The sequence below is a fragment of the Tenacibaculum sp. 1B UA genome (assembly GCF_033978845.1).
GTDB lineage: Bacteria > Bacteroidota > Bacteroidia > Flavobacteriales > Flavobacteriaceae > Polaribacter.
This window is the reverse complement of record NZ_JAKVUA010000009.1, coordinates 58,393-79,032: the sequence shown is the minus strand read 5'-3', so window position 1 is coordinate 79,032 and position 20,640 is coordinate 58,393. Positions and strand designations below refer to the sequence as shown.

Annotated in this window: 8 protein-coding genes; all 8 read left to right on the top strand. The window is 32.1% G+C overall.

Translation table 11 applies throughout. The annotated features are described in order from the left end of the window. The first annotated feature begins 1 nt into the window (after position 1). The 8 genes from MK851_RS08745 to MK851_RS08710 are packed head-to-tail and all read left to right on the top strand — an operon-like array spanning position 2 to position 20,637. Positions 2-3,178, top strand: coding sequence for a baseplate J/gp47 family protein (locus tag MK851_RS08745; protein WP_320243206.1), 3,177 nt, complete (start codon positions 2-4; stop codon positions 3,176-3,178). Next, entirely contained in the window at positions 3,166-5,898 is a 2,733-nt protein-coding gene (locus MK851_RS08740) for a hypothetical protein (RefSeq protein WP_320243204.1), read from the top strand. Before MK851_RS08745 ends, MK851_RS08740 begins: the two co-directional genes overlap by 13 nt. Positions 5,899-5,943: 45 nt before the next feature. Then, entirely contained in the window at positions 5,944-11,061 is a 5,118-nt protein-coding gene (locus MK851_RS08735) for a hypothetical protein (RefSeq protein WP_320243202.1), read from the top strand. Next, positions 11,061-12,929, top strand: a complete 1,869-nt coding sequence (locus MK851_RS08730; protein ID WP_320243200.1) for a contractile injection system tape measure protein — start codon at positions 11,061-11,063, stop codon at positions 12,927-12,929. Before MK851_RS08735 ends, MK851_RS08730 begins: the two co-directional genes overlap by 1 nt. Before the next feature lie 24 nt (positions 12,930-12,953). Further along, the gene (locus MK851_RS08725; RefSeq protein ID WP_320243198.1) at positions 12,954-14,048 is read left to right on the top strand and encodes a DUF4157 domain-containing protein; all 1,095 of its coding nucleotides are present in this window, start codon (positions 12,954-12,956) and stop codon (positions 14,046-14,048) included. An 18-nt stretch (positions 14,049-14,066) separates the two neighbouring features. After that, positions 14,067-18,443, top strand: a complete 4,377-nt coding sequence (locus tag MK851_RS08720) for a DUF4157 domain-containing protein (RefSeq protein WP_320243196.1) — start codon at positions 14,067-14,069, stop codon at positions 18,441-18,443. 12 nt (positions 18,444-18,455) lie between these two features. Next, entirely contained in the window at positions 18,456-19,805 is a 1,350-nt protein-coding gene (locus MK851_RS08715; RefSeq protein WP_320243194.1) for an ATP-binding protein, read from the top strand. 10 nt (positions 19,806-19,815) lie between these two features. Beyond that, positions 19,816-20,637, top strand: coding sequence for a hypothetical protein (locus MK851_RS08710; protein WP_320243191.1), 822 nt, complete (start codon positions 19,816-19,818; stop codon positions 20,635-20,637). Positions 20,638-20,640 lie beyond the last annotated feature (3 nt).

Below are 20,640 nucleotides of genomic sequence, written 5' to 3'. Positions count from 1 at the left end.
CATGAGTAAAATCATTTCTAGCATATTACAACGAAACGGAACAGGACAAGAGCTGCGTTATATTGACGCATTAGATCCTGATAATTTCGAACTTCACGATTTTACTATAGAAGATTGGATTTTGTTTGCCTATAGTTTTGCCAAAAAGCTAAATTATTTTCCTACAGAAAATCACGAAAAAGCTTCAGGAGATTGGCAACATTTTTTTAAAAAACTAACCACATCAACTATTCCTTTTAGAGGAACTAGAGAATATCAAAAATTAAAAGAAAACATTAGCTCAACTCTTAATGGATATACGGAGGAAGGAAAGTTGAGTCCGCATTTAACCTTGTTTGTTTGCTTCTTAGAGTTATTAGAATTTTCAAAAGAACGATTTAATAATTTAACCAAACGTCATTTAGATTTTTATTACAAAGAAATATTACGAGTTCAAAAGCGAGAACCTGTTTCAGATCAAGCGCACATAATTTTTGAACTAGCTAAAAAAATAACGGATGAACGAATAGAAGAAGGCACTTTATTAGATGCCAAAAAAGATCCTTTAGGAAATCCGTTGGTTTATGAAACAACAGAAGAACTAATAGTAAACAAAGCCTCAGTAGGTGCTATAAAAACGATTTACAATAACAATTCAGAAGGTTTACAAAAGATAAAAGCGAGCGAGGTAGCTAACACAAAAGATGGTTTTGAAGAACCACTTCCTGAAGATGCGCCGTATTGGTACCCCTTCGGATATCCTGCAAGTAAAAAAAATGCTACTGAATTACCAGATGCGGTAGTAGGTTTTTCAATTGCCTCACCAATGTTATTATTGCAAGAAGGGGATAGAACAGTAATAGTTACGATTAAGTTTAAAAACAATTTTGAGGAAAACTCTTTTGATGTAAACGAACTACTTCAAACTGTTCAAATTTTTGGAAGTGGAAAAGAAAAGTGGATTGAACCAACATTGGTTGCTGTTAACAATGTAAATGATGGAGCGTTAGTTACTACGAATCAAATAAGTTTCAAATTTACATTAGGGCTTGATTCAGGTGCATTAGTAGGATATAACGAAGAGTTTTTACTAACAAAATATAACACTTCACATCCGTTAGTGCGTTTTGAATTTGATGTTTCAACTACTGTGGGGTATGATTTTTACAGGTTTTTAGCAGGAAATACACTTGAAAGAGTAACCATAAAAACAGATGTTAAAGGAGTAAAGTCAGCAACTGTTGAAAATGACAATGGAGTTGTAAGAACTAAAAAAACATTTCACCCTTTTACAACACGTCCTATTAAAGGATCGAATTTTAGTGTGAGTTATGACGAAGCTTTTTCAAAAAAATGGAAAAATTTCACGATAAACCTACATTGGAAAAATACCCCAGAAGACTTTAAAGAATGGTATCAAGCATATGTAACATCACCAAACTATTCATCAATCAATAAATATATTGAGGTACTCAAAAAAGAGATAGATGAAAGAGCCTTATTGGTGAATAATGAAACGCATTTTAAAGTAGAAAAACGATTATTACACGCCGCGGGAGAAGCCAATGAAACAGTAGGGGAAATAAAAAATCTCTTTATAAAAGAGGTAGATGAAGAGACTGATGAAGTAAGCTATATGTCAGATTTTGAAGTGAAAAATACTGCAAATGCTTATGAAATAGAAAAAGCAGAAGCTTTACAACTTAGTTTAGAGCAATCTTTTTTACACGAATTATATTCTAAATTGTATGCATTAGCAGTAAGTGCAGATGATAAAGATATTATTTTTCCTAATGAGCCTTACACTCCTTTGGTTGAGTCAATTTCTGTGAATTATTCAGCAGAAGAAACCATCGTGATGGAAGGAATAAGCATGGAAGGAAATCGTATTCAACTTTTTCATGAACATCCTTTTGGTCAGCATGAAGAAAATTACGCAGAAAAAAAGTATTTACAAGAAGAAAAAGGAATTGTAGATATTTTTGATAAAGATGTTATTCAAACCACACTAGTACCAAAATACTGTATAGGAGGTCATTTATTTTTAGGAATTGAAAACTTAGCACCTCAACAAAATCTTTCATTATTAATTCAAGTATTAGAAGGAAGTGAAAATCCACTAGTAGAAAGCTTTGGAGAAAACGAAAAGATAAATTGGTCGATATTATGTAATAATAAGTGGAAAACGTTAGAAAATAATATCATTTCTAATAATACAGACAACTTCTTAAAATCAGGAATTGTTACGTTTTCAATACCTAAAGAAGCTACTTCAAATAACACGTTATTGCCATCAGGTTATACTTGGATAAAAGCACAAATGAGTAAATCATTTGAAGCAGTCTGTAAAGCAAATGGAATTCATGCTCAAGCAGTATTAACTACTTTCAAGAATAACGATAATGAAGTAAGTCACCTAAAAAATGGGTTACCTAGTGAGACCATTAAAAAAATGGTGACACGCATTCCGCAAATAAAATCAGTTTCACAGCCTTATAACGCATTTGGAGGAAGCCCAGAAGAATCAGACGATAATTTTTACAGAAGAATAAGTGAACGCTTACGTCATAAAAACAGAGCGATAACTTTGTGGGATTATGAGCATTTAATTCTCCAAGAATTCCCAGAAATTTATAAAGTAAAATGCTTAAACCATACTTCAGAAACAAGTTTTACAGCAGCGGGTCATGTAACACTCGTAGTTGTTCCAGATACTGTTAATAAGAATGTGTTTGATATGTATCAACCACGAGTAAGTAAAGCCACTTTAAACAGTGTAACACAGTATATCAACTCATTAAATACACTACATGTAAATGCAGAAATTATCAATCCTAATTACGAAGAAGTAAGTATAGGTTTAGAAGTAAGTTTTTATGATGGATATGATGAGAATTTCTATACCGAACAACTAAAAACTGACATTACGAAATTCCTATCACCTTGGGCGTTTGACGAAACCAAAGAAGTAACTTTCGGAATCATGTTACATAAAAGTGTTTTAATCGATTATCTAGAAAAACTACCCTATGTAGATTATTTACAAAATGTAACCATGAATGGTGATGCCAAGGTGTACAAAATAGAACCAAGTGATCCAAAATCAATATTAGTATCTGCCAAAAAGCATAATGTAAGTACTGTATTAACTACCTGTAAAGGAACTAAAAAAACCATAGAACAAACATGTCAGCTATAAACGAACATATCAATATTCCTAAGAATATATCTACCAAAGATGACTTAGATTTTTCTTTTTTAAGAAAAGAAGGAATTTCTTATTTAGAAACATTCGGAGGTAAGTTATGGACTGACTTCAATTCGCACGATCCTGGAGTAACTATTTTAGAAATGTTGTGTTACGCTATTACCGATTTAGGGATGCGTATTAATACACCACTAGAAGATTTATTAGCATCTAAAGATCCAAATTTATCACTACAAGCACAGTTTTATAAAGCATCAGAAATTTTTCCAACGAAACCAGTCAATGAATTAGATTATAGAAAACTGTTTATTGATTTAGAAGGAGTAAAAAACTGTTGGTTGCGAATTTATGATAAACAAGTGTTTGTTGATTGTAAGAATAACAAATTAGGGTATCAAAAGTTTGAAGAGATTCTACCAGAGTTTCAAAAAGATTTTAAGTTAAAGGGGCTGTATTCACTGTTAGTTGATTTAGAAGAGGGCTATACAAAAGAGCAAGTGCTTCTACATATTAAAAAAACATATCACAAGAATAGAAATTTATGTGAAGATTTAATAGAGGTAAACGAAGTAGATACGCAGCTTATTGCCGTTTGTGCAAATGTTGATGTTGTGCCAGAAGCCGATGAAGAATGGGTGTATGCTAATATTTTATTTGAAATAGAAAACTACTTATCACCGTCATTAAAATTCTATTCAATTCAACAAATGCTAAATAGAGGGTATACTACCGATGAGGTATTTGATGGACCAGTGTTGGAAAGCGGATTTATAGATATTGAAGAGCTTAAAAAAGCAGAGCTAAGAAAGGAAGTACGTCTTTCAGATGTGATGAAAATCATAATGAATGTAGAAGGAGTTAAGTTAATTAAAGACATTTCTGTAGGATTTTGTGACGAAAACATCGTTCAAGAAAATAAATGGGTAGTTTGTATCGATCCAGATAAAAAACCAGTATTGTGTGAAAAAAGTACGTTTAATTTTAGCAAAGGATTTCTCCCACTGAACTTAAATTATGATAGAGTAGATGAGTATCTTAAACAATTAAAAGAAGATGAAGTTGCTTTACAACAAATCACAGCCGAAGAGAAAGTTTTATCACTACCCAAAGGCAGTTCAATAGGAGCTGGAGAGTACACTACTATTCAGAACGATTTTCCTGATACCTACGGAATTGGTCAAGAAGGGCTAGCAATACACGTAACCAATGAAAGAAAAGCAAAAGCGAAACAACTAAAGGCGTATTTAACATTTTTCGATCAAATCTTAGCAACCTATTTCAAACACTTATCAGAAGTAAAAACATTATTGTCTGTTAGCGGAGAAGAAACTCGAACATTTTTTACGCAAGCAGTAAAAGATATTAAAGATTTTGATGAGCTTGTAAGTGAATATCCAGAATCAAACGATGATGAATTAACAAAGCTATTATTCAATCAGTTTGATAATAATGTAGAACGTAGAAATTCCGTTTTAGATCATTTATTGGCGCGTTTTGCAGAACGATTTGGAGAATACACGTTTATTATGAAAGCGTTGTATGGAACGGCAACCGATGAAATTGTACTATCGAACAAAGAAGCCTTTTTAAAAGACTATAAAGTAATTAGTAGTGAAAGAGGACTTGCTTTTAACTACTATAAACAAACCCAAGAAAATCTATGGGATACGAATAATGTATCTGGATTTCAAAAACGGATAGCACGTTTAATGGGAATTACCAATGAAAAAAGAAGACATTTAACGGAAACCAGTGTAGATATTTATGAAGTAACAGAAGGTAGTAATACATACAGATGGAGGTTAAAAGATACTAATGGAAATATATTACTATCAGCAACTGAAAACTATACTAAAAAAGTTTTTGCTATTGAAGAATTATACTTTGCAGTATTACAAATTGTGCAAACCAAGGAAAAAGATATAGAGGAAGCTTTTGAAGAGGGTATTACAAATAATATGCAAGTAGGGTTTATAAGAATTCATGAATCTACACCATCAAAACCTTCTATTCCAGTAAAGTATTCTTTTGATGTTATAAATCCAGAAAAACCAGAGAGCAGTACCGATTACATCATTGCAAAACAATACAAATACTATACTGATATCAATGATTTAAAGGAAGCATTGTTAAACACAATTTCTTTTCTGAAAAAAGATTTTACAGAAGAAGGAATGTTTTTAGTAGAACACATGCTATTGCGTCCAGATGTTACCAATAATGAAGCAACAAATTTCTTATCTATTTGTGCTAAAGACTGTGAAGATTGTGGAACGATTGATCCTTATTCTTACAGAGTAAGTATCGTTTTACCAGGATATACCTATCGTTTTTCAAACCCAGATTTTAGACGTTATATGGAAGATGTGATTAGGCAAGAACTCCCATCACACATTTTACCGAGAATTTGTTGGGTAGGAGAACGAAAAGGAACTGTAGCAGATGAAGAAAACGATTTGTTACAATTCGAAAACGCATATAAAAAGTACTTGTTTGTAAAAACAAACCTTGAACAGGAACAACCGACAGAGAATAATGAGTTACCAAACTTAATACAAGCAATGCAGCAATTAAATACGATTTACCCTGTAGGAAGATTAACCGATTGTAATGCAGAAGACGAAGCATTAGATGGAAGAATTATACTAAACCAATCTAGTATAGGAAACATACAATCAGAAAAGGAAAATACAAACGAAGAAAACTCATAAAAATAGTACGTGTTTATTCATTAACACAGCCAAAACATAATACGTATGGAAACGACCAACTTGAAACTAAAAGAAATTACAACCGAATATAGCAAGTTTAACGCTAATCAGGTATTAACAGAAACACAACTCAATACATTTATCGATTATTTTGATGATCAAAATCGTTTGTCAAGACTTGGTTTAATTGGTGTTGGGATAGCCTGTGGGTTTGAAGTAACTCCTAATTTCAATATAGATAAAACAGCAATAACGAGTATTGATATTGCCCAAGGAACAGCGGTAACTACTGATGGAGATTTGGTTCAGTTTTTTGAATTAATAGAAGAAAATATAAAATCAAAAAAGTTTTCATTCTACAAAAAATTTGAAGATACTGAAGGTAAATACGAGCGATTTAGAAATGCTCAAGACAAGCAATATGATTTATGGGAGTTACATAGTGAGGAAGATGAGTCGCATACCCCTTTAGTTGAGTTTCCAGAGATACAAAAAATGGCTGTTCTGTTGTACCTCGAACAATATCCAAATGAAGACGTATTGTGTAATAAACTAACATGTGACAATCAGGGTATTGAGCAAATTAATAATTTACGCGTATTATTTGTAAGTATTGAAGATTTAGAAGCTATTGTAGCTAAAGATATTATCTATTTAAAGCACAATTGGTATAAAATAAATAATGAACTACCTGTTGTAGAAACAAAAAGAGTGGTGTTAAATGAGAAAAACACCAAAACATTTTCAGAATTAAAAGCTCAGTTTAGCAGTGCGATTAAAGATGAAAGTATAGGTGTAGATTTAATTGAAGGCTTTGATACGATATTCTCAAAATTTCAAAAACCATCAATAACTACTAAAATAAAAGAATTATTTAATTTTAGTCCGTTAGCAGTTCCGTTAGATTTTCAATACAGGTATGATGTCATAAAAGATTTAGTGGATACTTACAATGAAATTAAAGAATTATTACTCCATATTAATGTAAACTGTTGTCCAGATATTGGAGCTTTTCCAAAGCATATCATGTTAGGAAAGTTGAAGAAAGAAACAGCATATCCAGAATTACGTCACCGATTTTATAAATCAACTATTGTAGGTCATGAAAATGAAAACCTTCAAAAACTACAGTTGTTAATTGACAGAGCTATTACTATTGCAAGCAATTACATAGGGAAAGAAAAGTCAAAAGAGGTGGTAATAACTCCATCGCAAGCGCATACATCATTAAGTGAAAAAGCAATTCCGTTTTATTACAATGTTTCTTCGGAACTATTGAAGAGGTGGGATTTTAATAAAACAAAAAACTATAGAGCGAATCAAAATTTAAGTTACCATAAAGAAAACCTAAAAAAGTCAGTAGCAATTCAAAACCCACTATCATACAATATTGATAAAAATGATTTCTATAGAATTGAAGGGCATCAAGGTAAAATGTATAGAGAAGCCTTAGCAAAAATAATAAAGCTTAAAGAAGATAACGGGTTGAGTTTTGATGTCAAAACACTTTCAATTAATGCAGCTGAACAAACAATTAATATAAACAATTACGAATGTGAGTTTGAAGATTTAAAAATGTTGTTAAACGCATGGAGAGCAGAGCAAAATTGTATTTTATCAGAAGTAAGTAAAACATTTTCAGCGTTCAAACTAACCAATCCAAAGGTTAATACAGTAGTAGATAAGTTAATTCCATCAAAAGGTAAAAGAATAATTGCAACTGAAGAAGTAGCAGCTGACACTGCTTTTATGGACAAGGAAGTAATAAATAAAATGAAGTTTCTTTCTAAGGAGGTAACTAAAAATCAAGAAACAGTATATAAATACAATGAAACTGTTTCAAACAAATACCAAGATTATCTACTTAATAAAGAAAATATAGTTAAAGAAAGTTTAACGAAAGAGGAAGACTCGATAGGTTATTTAATAGATCGTGTAATAGATAAAAACAAAGAAGGATCCGCAAGTGATATTATTGTTGAATTGAACAAAGAAACGGAAGCTTTAAAAGAAAAAGAAGTATGGAAAGAAGAACCAACGCTTAGTGATTTTATATTAACAGACCTTACAGAAACGTTAGTTCATACGTATGTTTTAGATACAAAAATCCCATTAAATATAAGAGATATAGATAACCTTGTATTAACAAGCTATAAATTAACAATAGCGGAGCTGTGTAAGAAAGTAAAAAACCTACAAGCAAAATATAACAGTACCTCATTGGAAGTTTCAACCAAACAAATTTTAGGTTTATTGATTAACCAATTATCAATTGTTTGTTGTTCAGGAAAAAAGTTAGAAACATTACTAGCAGAAATAGAAAAAAGAAAGAAAAAAATTTTAGAAAGAATACAACTTTCAGAATTTGTAAAACAACATCCAGGTATTGAACATAAAGCAGGAGTTATTCCAGGAGGAACTTTTGTAATGGTCTATGTTACCGAAAATGCAGCAGATAAAAATACATTTGATGATGTAGTGTTAAACATTGTATTTAAAAATCAACCAATAACTTCGGATAAAGAATTAGGTGTTAAAAAAGAGTTTACAAACTCTAAAGATTTAGTATTTGGTAAAGATGAGATTATTTATAGAAATGGAGGAATAATAAAGCTATGGGATAAAAGTTCAACCGTAGAATTTTCATTTGTGGATGGACATTATTTTAATTTTAAAGGAAAAAGGTTTTCTGATCAAGATGTAGTTTTGGTAGGTAAAACATTAGCAGAAACAGTAAGTAATTTTTCAGCTTTTTTAAATAGAACTTGGTCTAGAGCAGGAATGTCTAAATTGCTCAATGCAGAAGAAACGGTTATGTACAAAGACGGTTCTGTAGGAATGCGTATTACTATTAAAGACCATTTAGTACCTAAAGACGAATACTTTTTACAGCTATATAACCCTGTTGTTTTAGAAACTAAGAAGAAACTATATTTCGACGAAAACGATGTAATTAAAGAAAATGAAACACTGAAAAACACAGTAGTAGCAGATTTTTCCTTACCATATATGTGTTGTTCTGATTGTGCTCCAGTGAACTTCATAATTCCTAAAGAACCACCATTTTTAAGCTTGCCAGTAAGTACTATTTGTTTGAAAAAAGATATAGAAATTGACTCTTTACTATTTACTGTAAGACCATTAGATGGAGACGTAAAAGCAAATGTGCCTGAAGGTGTGGAGTCAGGAGTTTATCTAGACCCTGAAGATAAAAAATGGAAAATTGATGTTACAAAAATAGATAAGAGCCTATTAGGTAAACCAATTAAATTTATGGTTAATGATGAACCTACAGATTGTGAACTTATTGTATATCCAACATTAGAATTATTGGTGGAAGTAGAACAACCTATCGAATATAATGAGGATAAATCGAAAGCTAGAGTAACCTATGTGCTACATTGGAAAGACACTGATTTTGTAAATGCTGATTTCTTTAACAATATTAAATATGAGTGGGATTTTATGGGAGATGGCATCAAGGTAGAACGTACACCTATAAATAACAAAGTTTTCCAAAATTATATACTACCAATTGATGATATAAAAAATGAAATACAACCAGGGTTAGAAATTTCATTAGGTCCATGTAAGAAAACGATTGCTATAAAACCAATAGTTTTTGATACACTAACACCATCTGAATTAGCAATTCAGCCCACATATTGTATCGATTTTACTGAAGAAAAAGTGGCTAGAATTCCATTTACGAATGTTAATGGAACCATAACCATTGTAGATGGAGTCATAAATGGAGTAACGATTGAAAACAATGAACTAGTTGTTGATATAGCAGTTTTTGAAAATTATGGTCAAATAATTGAGTTTTTAGAAGACGGACAAACAACCAATGCAAGAATCACAATTCATGAAGTTAAGCAAATAAGTATTTCAGAGCAAAGTGAATCAAGGTTTATGTGGAAAGACGGACAGTTATTTTACGAAGCAGCTTTCGAAGCAATACTTCCAGAAGGTGTAAAACCAGAAGGATTAAAATTCAATTGGAGTGTAAACGATATTGAGTCAAGAACTGAACTTTTTAATCCTAAATTATTGGTTAAAGAAGGAACAGAAAATACATATACAGTAGTACTTACAATTACTGATGGTAATAGCTGTTTTTCAACCGCGGAGTTTACAAAAACTATTGCGTTTCCAGAGTTCATAATAAATTTACCCACTACTTTTTGTTTAAGTGATAAAGAACCTTATCCAGTTATTGTGAGACCACAATTTGAAGGAGTCCAACTCACAGGTGGAAAAGTGAAATTTAATAAAGAAACAAATAATTGGGAGTTTGTACCTGCTAATTCTGGACTAACAGATTCAGGAGTTGTAAGTATTGGTATTGTAGGAACATTTGTAACACAAACAATTAATTTAACAGCAACACCACAAGCAAGATTTACACATAGTTTTGATTCAAAAACGAGAATATTATCGTTGACGAATACTTCTGAAAAAGGAGATAAATACGTTTGGATAATTAACGGAGTTGAAAGAGAACCTCAAATAAATAGAACAACAATAACAGAAGACCTGAGCAATTTTGATGGAGATTCAGTAAAAGTCTCTTTAACGGTAGCAAGTGAGTGTGGAGAACACACAATAACAGAAGTGATAGAAATTGGAAAAACACAAGATAAAACCTGTGAGGAAATAACAAAAACAGAAGTTGGAAACTATTATAAGTTAAATAAGTTTAGTATAAATGATGGAGGTAGTGGTACTAATGTTAACATGGTTGTAGTAGTTCCTACAAATGACGCTTATAAAACAATTATAACCGATGAAAGTAATTCTTACCTAATAGGAGAAAATAATAATCAGTTAAGAGGTATATTCTCTAAGTTACTTATGAACACTTCAAAATTACTCATTGAAAATATTGAAAACAGAGCATTGCTAATAAAATATTTTAAAGCAGAAGCTCGATTATTTTTAAACATCCTTCATTGTCAAAAGCAAACAGTTTTAGAGGAAAATAGACAAGTTATTTTAGAGCTGTTAGAAGTTATAGATACTGCTTTTATTTCATTTAAAGAAAATCAAATAAAAGTAGCAGATGAGGCTTTTCTACAATTTTTAAAAGCATGCTCAGTAGAAATTCAAGCTGAATACATTACTACGTTTATTGATGGAAAACTAATACCAAACTTATAATGCTTGCTAAAGGAGATCATAGTATTCAAAAAGTATTTGTTGAGGTAAATACGAAAAGTAAAAAGGTAGCTGAGGAGTGTAAAAACACTATCGAAAACTTTTTACAGAAAGAAGTATTTCCAGAAATAGAAAAGTACTTTAATTCTCTAGAAATAGAGAATGAAGTACTTATTCAACAAATAGAAAACTTAAATATTGAAGTTAATATACCTAGTAGCAATACATCTATAAACGATAGTAGCACAAAGCGAGAAATAAAAGAACAACTCATAACGAAGTTAAAAACAATTTTTAAAGAGCCAGAATTACATGAGGTAGCTATAAAAACTAGTACTGTATCAGAATCTAAATTAGATACTTTTTTTCATTTTTTACAACACGGTATAACTGGTTGGAGGGGGCAAAACAAAGAAAAAAACTTCACGAAAAAAATATTATTTGAAATAACCGAAAATCAAAGTTTTGAAGAACGTTTTTTTAAATCATTAAGAGACCCGATTCAAAAAAAACGATTAATTCAACAGTTTAAGGCTGAAGAGTTACAAATATTATTTCTAAGTATTTTTAATAAACCTAAAGGATATGAATCATTTCTAACAACCATTAAAAAGTTTGGTTTTAAAAACCACAAGATAAAAAATAAAGTATGGGATTTTTTCATTAAAGCTATAATAAACAACGACTTTTCAAGAATAGTAGATGTAATTCAAGAAGAAATAATAATATTAAAAAGAACAACATTTCTAAAGAATTATACAGAAGAGTTAATATTTTTTTTAGAAGAATTGGTTTTGGAAAACACAATATTTAAAAACCAAATTAATGTAGAAAAACTAAAAGAACTTGGAATTAAAATTGATAAAAATAAACTTGAAAATGTTGATAAAGAACATCAAAAGGTAAAAGAAGGAAATATAGAAGTTTCTGAATATTTTGATAAAAATCATAAAAAAGATAAAGAAGTAAATGCTATTCAATCAAATAAAATAGACTTTGAAGTTACCAATATCCATGGTCAAGATATAATTAAGGAAGAGAATCTTGAGAAGAATAAAGTTGTTGATGAAAAATTAACGTTTAAAAATAAAGAAATAGACAGTCTTAATTTACCCATTTCTTTTGAAGAAAGCGATAATAAAAACAAAAAAGAGGATTTAAAGAAACAGTTATTACCAAAAGAAAAAAAGAAAGAAGTAAAAGAAGAACTTAGTACAAAAATGCAGCAGAAAAGTAAGAACATCTATAAAGATAAAGATGTAACCTTAAAAAATGAAAAAGCACTCAAAGATCAAAAAAGAGCCGAATATAAAAGACGACATAACGAGGCATTAAAGAATACATTTTCAAATAAAAAAGAAGTCGTAAGTGAATTTAAAACTCATATTGTAAAAAATGCAGGATTAATTTTATTATACCCTTTTTTAAAACAGTTCTTTAATTCATGTGGCTTTCTTGATAAAGAAAACAAGATTATAAAACCAACCGAAGCAGTTCATTTGTTACATTATGTAGCTACTAAAAAAGAACAGCAATTTGAAAACAGTTTAGTTTTTGAAAAGTTTTTGTGTAATATACCTATACAAAGTTCTATTGAGAGGAATATAGTATTGGGTGATGAACTAAAAGAGAAGTCGGAAGAATTACTAAAAGCAGTACTTCAAAATTGGTCGGTTTTAAAAAGCTCTTCAAACGACCTGCTACGTAATGAATACTTACAAAGAGAGGGAAAGTTAGACTTAACTAAAGATAATCCTACACTAACTGTAGAAAGAAAAACACAAGATATTTTAATAGATACCAAATTACCATGGAATTTAAGCTTATGTAAACTTCCTTGGATGAAGGAATTAATCTTTACGAATTGGTAAAATATAACTAAAACTTTAAAAGTCATGTTTAAAAGAGATAAAAAACCAGAAGCTAATAACGTTCAAGCAAAAGATAAAAAAAAGGATTTGTTTATTCAGCCGAAGTTAGCATTTGGAAGAAAAGGAGATCAATATGAAGTTGAAGCAGATCAAATGGCTGATAAAGTTGTAGGAAATAATAAGGAAGCTAATTCAATACAAAAAAAAGAAAATGAAGAAGAAATACAGCAAAAACCACTGGCTTCTGAAGTAACACCTTTAGTACAAAAAATGGAAGCTACTGAAGATGAGCAACCCGTTCAAAAGATGGAGGAAGAAGAAGCGGTGCAAAGTAAGGAAGAGGAAGAAACAGTACAATCGAAGTGCGATAATTGTGAAAAAGAAGAGAAAGTACAAAAGCAAGAAGAAGAGGAAGCTGTGCAGTCAAAAACGGAAAAATCTACTTCAACAAAAAATAAACCTTCTTTTGAAAGTAAGTTAAAAAGAGAAAATGGAGGTCAAAAAATGGATGCACAAACACAAAGTGAAATGGAGTCAGGTTTTGGAGCCGATTTTAGCCGTGTAAACATTCACAACGATTCAGAAGCAGCACAAATAAGTCAAGAGATAGGAGCGCAGGCATTTACACATGGGAATAATATTTATTTTAACGAAGGAAAATACAATCCAAACTCCAAAGAAGGAAAACATTTGCTAGCACATGAGTTAACACATACCATTCAACAAAAAGGAATGGTGCAGAAAAAAGTGCAAAAGCAATCTGGAAGTAGTAGATGTGCTGCTTCTGATGTTCGAAATTATCGCTTAAGAAGTGGAATCGACTATGATTTTATGGTGCCAGAAGGTTGTCGTTCATCAATAACTTTTGAAGCAAAATGGGAGTTTCATGATAGGGTTAGTTGTTGTACAGGGGAAACACCCTATGAAGTATCAATAAATGGAGGAAGACGACAAAGAATGCCTGCTGGAGATACACATTGCGGAGATGCAGAACCATTTCCATATGAATCCAGAACTTTAAACACAGGTTCTGGTTTACAACGAGTTTCTATTAGAGTAAATCCATTGGATTGTCCAGGAATAAGACTTTATGTGAAAATAACTACAGTTATAAGATAATTATATAAAAGAAACTTTATGTTTTCACCAAAAACCCAACATACCACAAAACCAATTTCTTCAAAACCAAATGGAGGAGGAAGCTTTATTCAACCTAAATTAAATGTTGGGAAACCAGGTGATAAATATGAGGTAGAGGCAGATAGAGCTGCGGATAAAATAGTAGCGAAAGGAAAAGAAACCCCAAACTCTTTTTTCGCACCGACAGTACAAAAGAAAAATGAAGAAGAGATTCAAAAACAAGAATCAAATGAACAAGAAGTTCAGCAAAAACCTTTGGTTGATTCTATAAGTCCAGTAGTTCAATTAACATCAGAAAAAGACCTTCAAAAACAAGAAGAAGTACAACAAAAAGAAGAGGAAGAAGTACAAAAAGTAGAAGATGAAAATATTCAGGAAGTAACAGAAGATAATCTACAAGCTAAAGAAGATAACACTACATCATTTAGTAATGAATTAATTCAACAAAAATCTGAAGAAGAAATCCAACAAAAAGAAGAGGAGGAGGTTCAGGAAAAAGAGGAAGAAGAAATTCAGCAATTGCAAATGTCAGGAGGAGACGATAGTTCTTCGTTAGAAAATGATTTGAGTAGCTCAAAAGGAGGAGGAAGTCCATTGCCTTCAAATACCCAAAACGAAATGGAGTCAGGTTTTGGAGCTGATTTTAGTGGAGTACGTGTTCATAACGATAGTAATGCGGTACAAATGAACCAAGAACTAGGTTCACAAGCATTTACCAATGGAAATGATATCTATTTTAACGAAGGGAAATATAATCCAGAAAGTGATTCTGGAAAGCATTTGTTGGCACATGAATTAACGCATACTGTACAACAAGGAGCGTCACCAGCTTCCAATAACGTTCAAAAATCGGAAGGAGAAACTGATACAGTAACTTTAGTGGCTCCCACTCAAGCGGTAGACATCACTAATGGACTACAACTATCTGATGATTGGTTAGCTTACATTGAACAAGAATCAAGGACACGTAATTTTGATGTAAATGTTAAGATTGGTACACAATTCGAAGGAACTATTAAAATTCGAAAACTTGGAAGACCAGCTGAAGGACAATCTCAAAAGTTTGAATTAACAAGTACTTCAAATAATAATTACCTGAATGTAAGAGGAATGACTTTTTTAAATCCGCTCAGAGATGCTGGCGTATTCCCTATACTTGTGTTAAGTAGATTTGGAGAAGAACAAAGTACCACAGGTTTTTTAAGTGTTAGAGCGGGAGAAGAGGTAGTTCCAAATGTTTTAGGAATTATTCATAAAATTAATGAAAATCTTGAAGCAATGAGCTTTTTAGGGTTGAGCCCTATAGAAGTTGCAGAGGGATTAGAGAACAGGTTTGAAAACGGAGGATTAAACTTTAGAGCGAATAATTTATCAGCCAATATTGATGGATATATAGAAGCAACTGGTAGTTTAGGAATTACAGACTCTAATTTAAGCTTTGAACTCAATTCCACCGTAGATATAGCAGGGTTAGCATCGGGAGAGTTTAATGTAGCAAGAGGCGCTGACGGAAAATTAAGTGGACAAGCAAGTATTGGTGCAGATATAGCAAATGTAAGCGCATCTTTAAATGTTGAGTATGATGATGGAGCAGTAACAATACAAGGTACAGGGAGAATGAATTCAGATAAATTTTCCGGAGAAATCACTTTATTAGTTACCGATGCTACTCGTTCTCGCCAAATGATGCATGCTGCATTAGGAGTAGAAAGTATGGATCAGGAAGCTGAAGCATCCGCTAATCAAGAGCAGGCTACTGTATCAAAAACAAAAGACAATCAAGTATTAGCAGGTTGGGGAGAAGTGCAAGCAACTATAACCCCTTGGCTGGAAGGAACAGCTAAAGTAGGAATAGATAACGAAGGGCATGTCACCATTGTAGGAGAAATTGTGGTTCCAGATGAGATAGAGTTAATGGAGCAACGTGGGAAAAAAGTAGATATTTTCCAAGTTGAAATACGAGCAGGCTACGGTATTCCATTAGTAGGACAAGTGTTTTTATTCGCTAGTATAGGAATGTTTGCCAATGCAGGTTTTGGGCCTTTGGTATTAAAAAATGTAGGTTTTACAGGAACCTACTCTACGGATCCATCAGTATTACAGGAGTTTAATATCACAGGAACCCTAGGAATCAATGCTTTTGCAGTACTTGGATTAGAGGCTGAAGCAGGTGTGGGAGTTACCTTGATAGGTCACGACGTAAAAGCGGGAGTAAATGTTACTGCAGCAGCAGGATTAAGAGCGTATGCAGAAGCCACACCAACTTTTGAATATAAAGAAGAAGCTTCTCCAGAAGGAGGAAAAGTAGGAGAGTCAAGATTAAAAGGACATTTTGAAGCAGCAGCTCAATTGTTTTTACAATTATCAGGAGCCTTATTTTATGAACTAGACAGCCCATGGTGGTCGCCAGCACCAGATGGTAGAGAAGAATATCCATTAGGGGAAGTACAATATCCAATTGGAGATAGTTTAGGAATAGGAGCCGATGTAGATTGGTTAGTAGGGGGAGAAGAGCCGCCAGAATTAACCATGTCTCCTGTTGAATTTGATGCAGACAAGTTTACAGCAGATGTCATGGCTGATCCGCCTCCACGAAGTATGGGAGATAGTGAATCGAGCCCTGAAGGAGAGTGGCAAGGAGAAAACGCAAATAGTAATCAAACAGAAAACCCTGAAATAACAGGAGAAGCAGAAGGACTACCACCTGGTAGAAGAGAAGAAGATTTAAGTAATCTTTCAGAAGAGCAAAAATACATGCGTGCTTTAGATGAATTGTCTCAAATGGAAAATGCCAATCCAAAACCTACCATTGGAGTAGTAGAAGATAGAATTAATGCTGTAAAACGCAGGTATGGAATTCGTAGGATTCAAACTAGAAATGAAGAAGCAGAAAGTGTAGCTGTTTATGTAGAACATGGAGAAGAAAACAACGGAAGACATTTATTGCAAATACCGTTAATGAGTGCCTCGGAAAAAAGGCAATTAATAAATGAAGGGTTACAAGAGTTACATAGAAAGGAAGGGGAGAAAGCAGAAGAAGGAAAAATTAGCAGGGCAGAGGCTGAAGATGTAGCTCGAGAAATAAATGCCGAGTTTGAGGTTTTTACATCAGTAAGCGTAACTGATGGTGAAGATAGTTGGGACTATATTTATACAGCTAGCCCAGCTGAAAAAGAAGAGTCAGATTTAACCAAAGAGGAAGTGCAGGAAACAAATAATGAATCTGGAGAAGGTATTGAAGAGTTAGAAAAAAAACCTAAAATTTTAGACCAAGTTGGAAATAAAGTTTCTGATGACAATGACGAAATATTACTTGAATTTAAAGAAAAACTTGGAGATCACACCGATAATAAATTAAAGTTTAAAGATAGAGATAGAGAAAACCAAGCTTATCAATTTATGTCAAATACGGGTAAAATTAATAAGGTAAGTTTTAGAGGTAAAACAAATCCTTTGCCTACCTTATTTATAGATGGGAGTGATGTTGAAGAAAATTATGCAGATCAAGGAATTTTAAAAGAAGGAGCAAGTAAAAATTATAAAAAACCTCACGGCTTTTACAAACCCGATAAGATAAAAATGATGTACGATAAGGCTACAAAAAAATATTTAGCTGAGTATACAACCAAACCATATTCTGGAGAAGACAGGGGGGATGACAATCCGAAATTTAAAATCGAAATTTCTTATGGAGAAGTTGCAGAAGGAAGCAATGAAGTAGTGGAAAGCAGAAGTGTTTTTGGAGATAATTTAGTGTTCAAACCAGAAGGAAACCCAAGAGGAACTACAGATAGTGCTAGCAACGGTTTTGATAATGCTCATTTAATAGGAGATAGGTTTGGAGGATCTGGTAAAAACTCGGCACTAAACATCTATCCTTCTTCACCTGATTATAATAGAAAAGCAATGTTAGGAGTTGAAAATAAGATGGCAGCGATTTTTTCTAACCCAAGTATTTCCTCTTTCGATTTGAATGTTTCGGCGAATATAAAACATGAAAAAGGAAATAACTTAAACCAGTTATTAGAGCAAGAGTTTGCAGAAGATAATCCAAATTTTGAACCGCAAAGATTCAAAGGTGTAGAAGAAGAGCAAGTAAAAACAAAATTAGTTAGAGTATTACAAAAAGAGATTAATGCAGATCTTAAAGAATTACCAGGTCAGTTTTTAAATACTTCTTATAGAAGTAGCGGTTATGAATTTACCGAAGAACAAATGGTTACAGATCCAAGTGAAGAAGGTTATAAAGAAGATTTTAACCAGCATACTTTTGATGATAAAACAGCTAGATTGGGAATTGATAGTGATTATGGTAATATCATAAAAAATCACCCAGCAATGCAAGATGAAACTCAAACAGAAAGTGCCTCTTAAAAAAAACTTAGTATGGAAGTAATTAATAAAAAAATAAACTCATTAATTAACTTAGAATTAATAAAATATCTTGAAAACAGAGTTAGAGCAAGGTTGTTATATGAGTTGAAAGAAGAAGTGGTTGAGGTAATTGAACCTGAAATAGGGAAGGATGGAACTTTTTTATCTGACTTTATTATTAGAAACAGGTTATCTAATTACGAGGTTATTTTACTATTGTTAACATTAATACCTCATCTATTACCTAGTTTTTATACCAAAATTATTGAAGAATACGTTCCAGAAGGAGGAGAGTTTCCTGAGTTTGGTGGAGTAAAAGGAAAGTCTCATCGAGGTATTTTACCAACGGTAGAGACAGCATTATATATATTGTCGGGTAATTATATAGCTAATAGGTTATTGAATAGGTCTTATATTCTTTATGAAAATAGATTAATAAAAAACAAGATTATGTCTGTTGGAAAGGTATCAGAAGGGGAGCCTTTAACGTCAGCAAAATTGATTTTATCAGAAGAATACGTACACTTGTTTTTAACAGGTAAAGAACTAAAACCACAACTAAGTCAAGATTTTCCAGCAAGTTTAATAACCACAGATTTAGAGTGGGACGATTTGGTGTTGCAAGAAAAAACATTGAATGATGTTAAAGAAATAGAAAACTGGTTGGCATATAAAGAAATTCTAATGAACGATTGGGGCATGTCTTCAAAAATAAAACCAGGATATCGCGTGTTGTTTTGTGGACTCCCAGGAACTGGAAAAACATTAACAGCAGGTCTACTAGGAAAACATACAGGAAAAGATGTATACAGAGTAGACTTATCGATGGTTGTATCAAAATATATAGGAGAAACAGAAAAAAACTTATCTAAACTATTTGATAAATCCATTAATAAAGATTGGATTTTATTTTTTGATGAAGCAGATTCTATCTTCGGAAAAAGAACAAGTGTAAGAGACGCCCACGATAAATATGCCAATCAAGAAGTGTCGTATTTACTACAACGCATAGAAGCGCATCCAGGATTGATTATCCTAGCCTCTAACTTTAAAAATAATATTGACACGGCATTTACACGTCGTTTTAATAATATTATAGAGTTTGAAACACCAAACTATGAGGAGAGGTTAGTATTGTGGAAAAAGAATTTACCTAATAAAATAGAGCTTGAAGGGTTAATTACAATAGAAGAATTAGCCAAAAAATTCAATATTACAGGGGCTAATATTGTAAACGCAGTTCAATATGCATGCTTAAAAACTATAGCTAATAAAGAGAATAAAATATTAAGACAGTATATTTTAGAAGGAATAAAACGAGAATACACAAAAGAAGGAAGAACAACGAATATTTCAATTTAAAAAATAGGATATGAAAACAATAAATCAAGTACACGGAATTCCATTACATTATGCACGTTTAACAAATCACCCATACGGAACAAGAGGAGAACAACGTAATTTTGCAATAGAAGAGCGTTTTTTAGATACTTTAAAAGAAGCGCTTCAAGAGGTTTTCGAACACTGTCCTTTAGGAATTCCAGAAGTAATTACCACAGCAGGAATTTTTGTTGACAAACCTGGACAGCATGGACATGGAAAAGCGTTCGACTTGGATGCTATTTTTTGGAGAGATGAAACGTTAGTTACGTCTAATTTTATACATCAAAAAGAATTGTATTTAGGAATAGAATCTTTTTTAAGAAAACACTTTGGTATTGTATTAAACTATTACTATCCAAACCATAAAGATCATTGGCATGTTGATACAAGTGTTCCTGTTGATTATAACGAAACATCAAAATCAGAAACCTTATACTTACAACTAGTGTTAAAATATATTTATAAGGAAGAAATTTTAGTTGATGGTGTATGGGGACGTCAAACTTCAGGAGTAGTAAAAGAGGTTTTTGAAAGATTAGGAATTAATACACCTATAACGACCAAAGTAAATTATGTAAAGTTCCTAGATATGACGGGCAAAATAGCATTTAAACTTTATGAAGAAAATACTTCACCAAGACACTTATTAAGTAACTTGACAGAAGTCGTAGAAGATTTACCACAACAAAGTAGAATAGCTGTACGAGAAGCATTAAATAGTTTTTTAAATCATGAAGAAACAGCAATTTGGTTAAGTGATTTTGAAGAAATCCATAACATAGATACTATTATAGAAGAAGTAATAGCATAAAAA

What these genes read in the sequence shown, in the direction of transcription:
- MK851_RS08745 (WP_320243206.1), top strand. Translation starts at nt 2, where the DNA reads ATGAGTAAAATCATTTCTAGCATATTACAACGAAACGGAACAGGACAA.
- MK851_RS08740 (WP_320243204.1), top strand. Translation starts at nt 3,166, where the DNA reads ATGTCAGCTATAAACGAACATATCAATATTCCTAAGAATATATCTACC.
- MK851_RS08735 (WP_320243202.1), top strand. Translation starts at nt 5,944, where the DNA reads ATGGAAACGACCAACTTGAAACTAAAAGAAATTACAACCGAATATAGC.
- MK851_RS08730 (WP_320243200.1), top strand. Translation starts at nt 11,061, where the DNA reads ATGCTTGCTAAAGGAGATCATAGTATTCAAAAAGTATTTGTTGAGGTA.
- MK851_RS08725 (WP_320243198.1), top strand. Translation starts at nt 12,954, where the DNA reads ATGTTTAAAAGAGATAAAAAACCAGAAGCTAATAACGTTCAAGCAAAA.
- MK851_RS08720 (WP_320243196.1), top strand. Translation starts at nt 14,067, where the DNA reads ATGTTTTCACCAAAAACCCAACATACCACAAAACCAATTTCTTCAAAA.
- MK851_RS08715 (WP_320243194.1), top strand. Translation starts at nt 18,456, where the DNA reads ATGGAAGTAATTAATAAAAAAATAAACTCATTAATTAACTTAGAATTA.
- MK851_RS08710 (WP_320243191.1), top strand. Translation starts at nt 19,816, where the DNA reads ATGAAAACAATAAATCAAGTACACGGAATTCCATTACATTATGCACGT.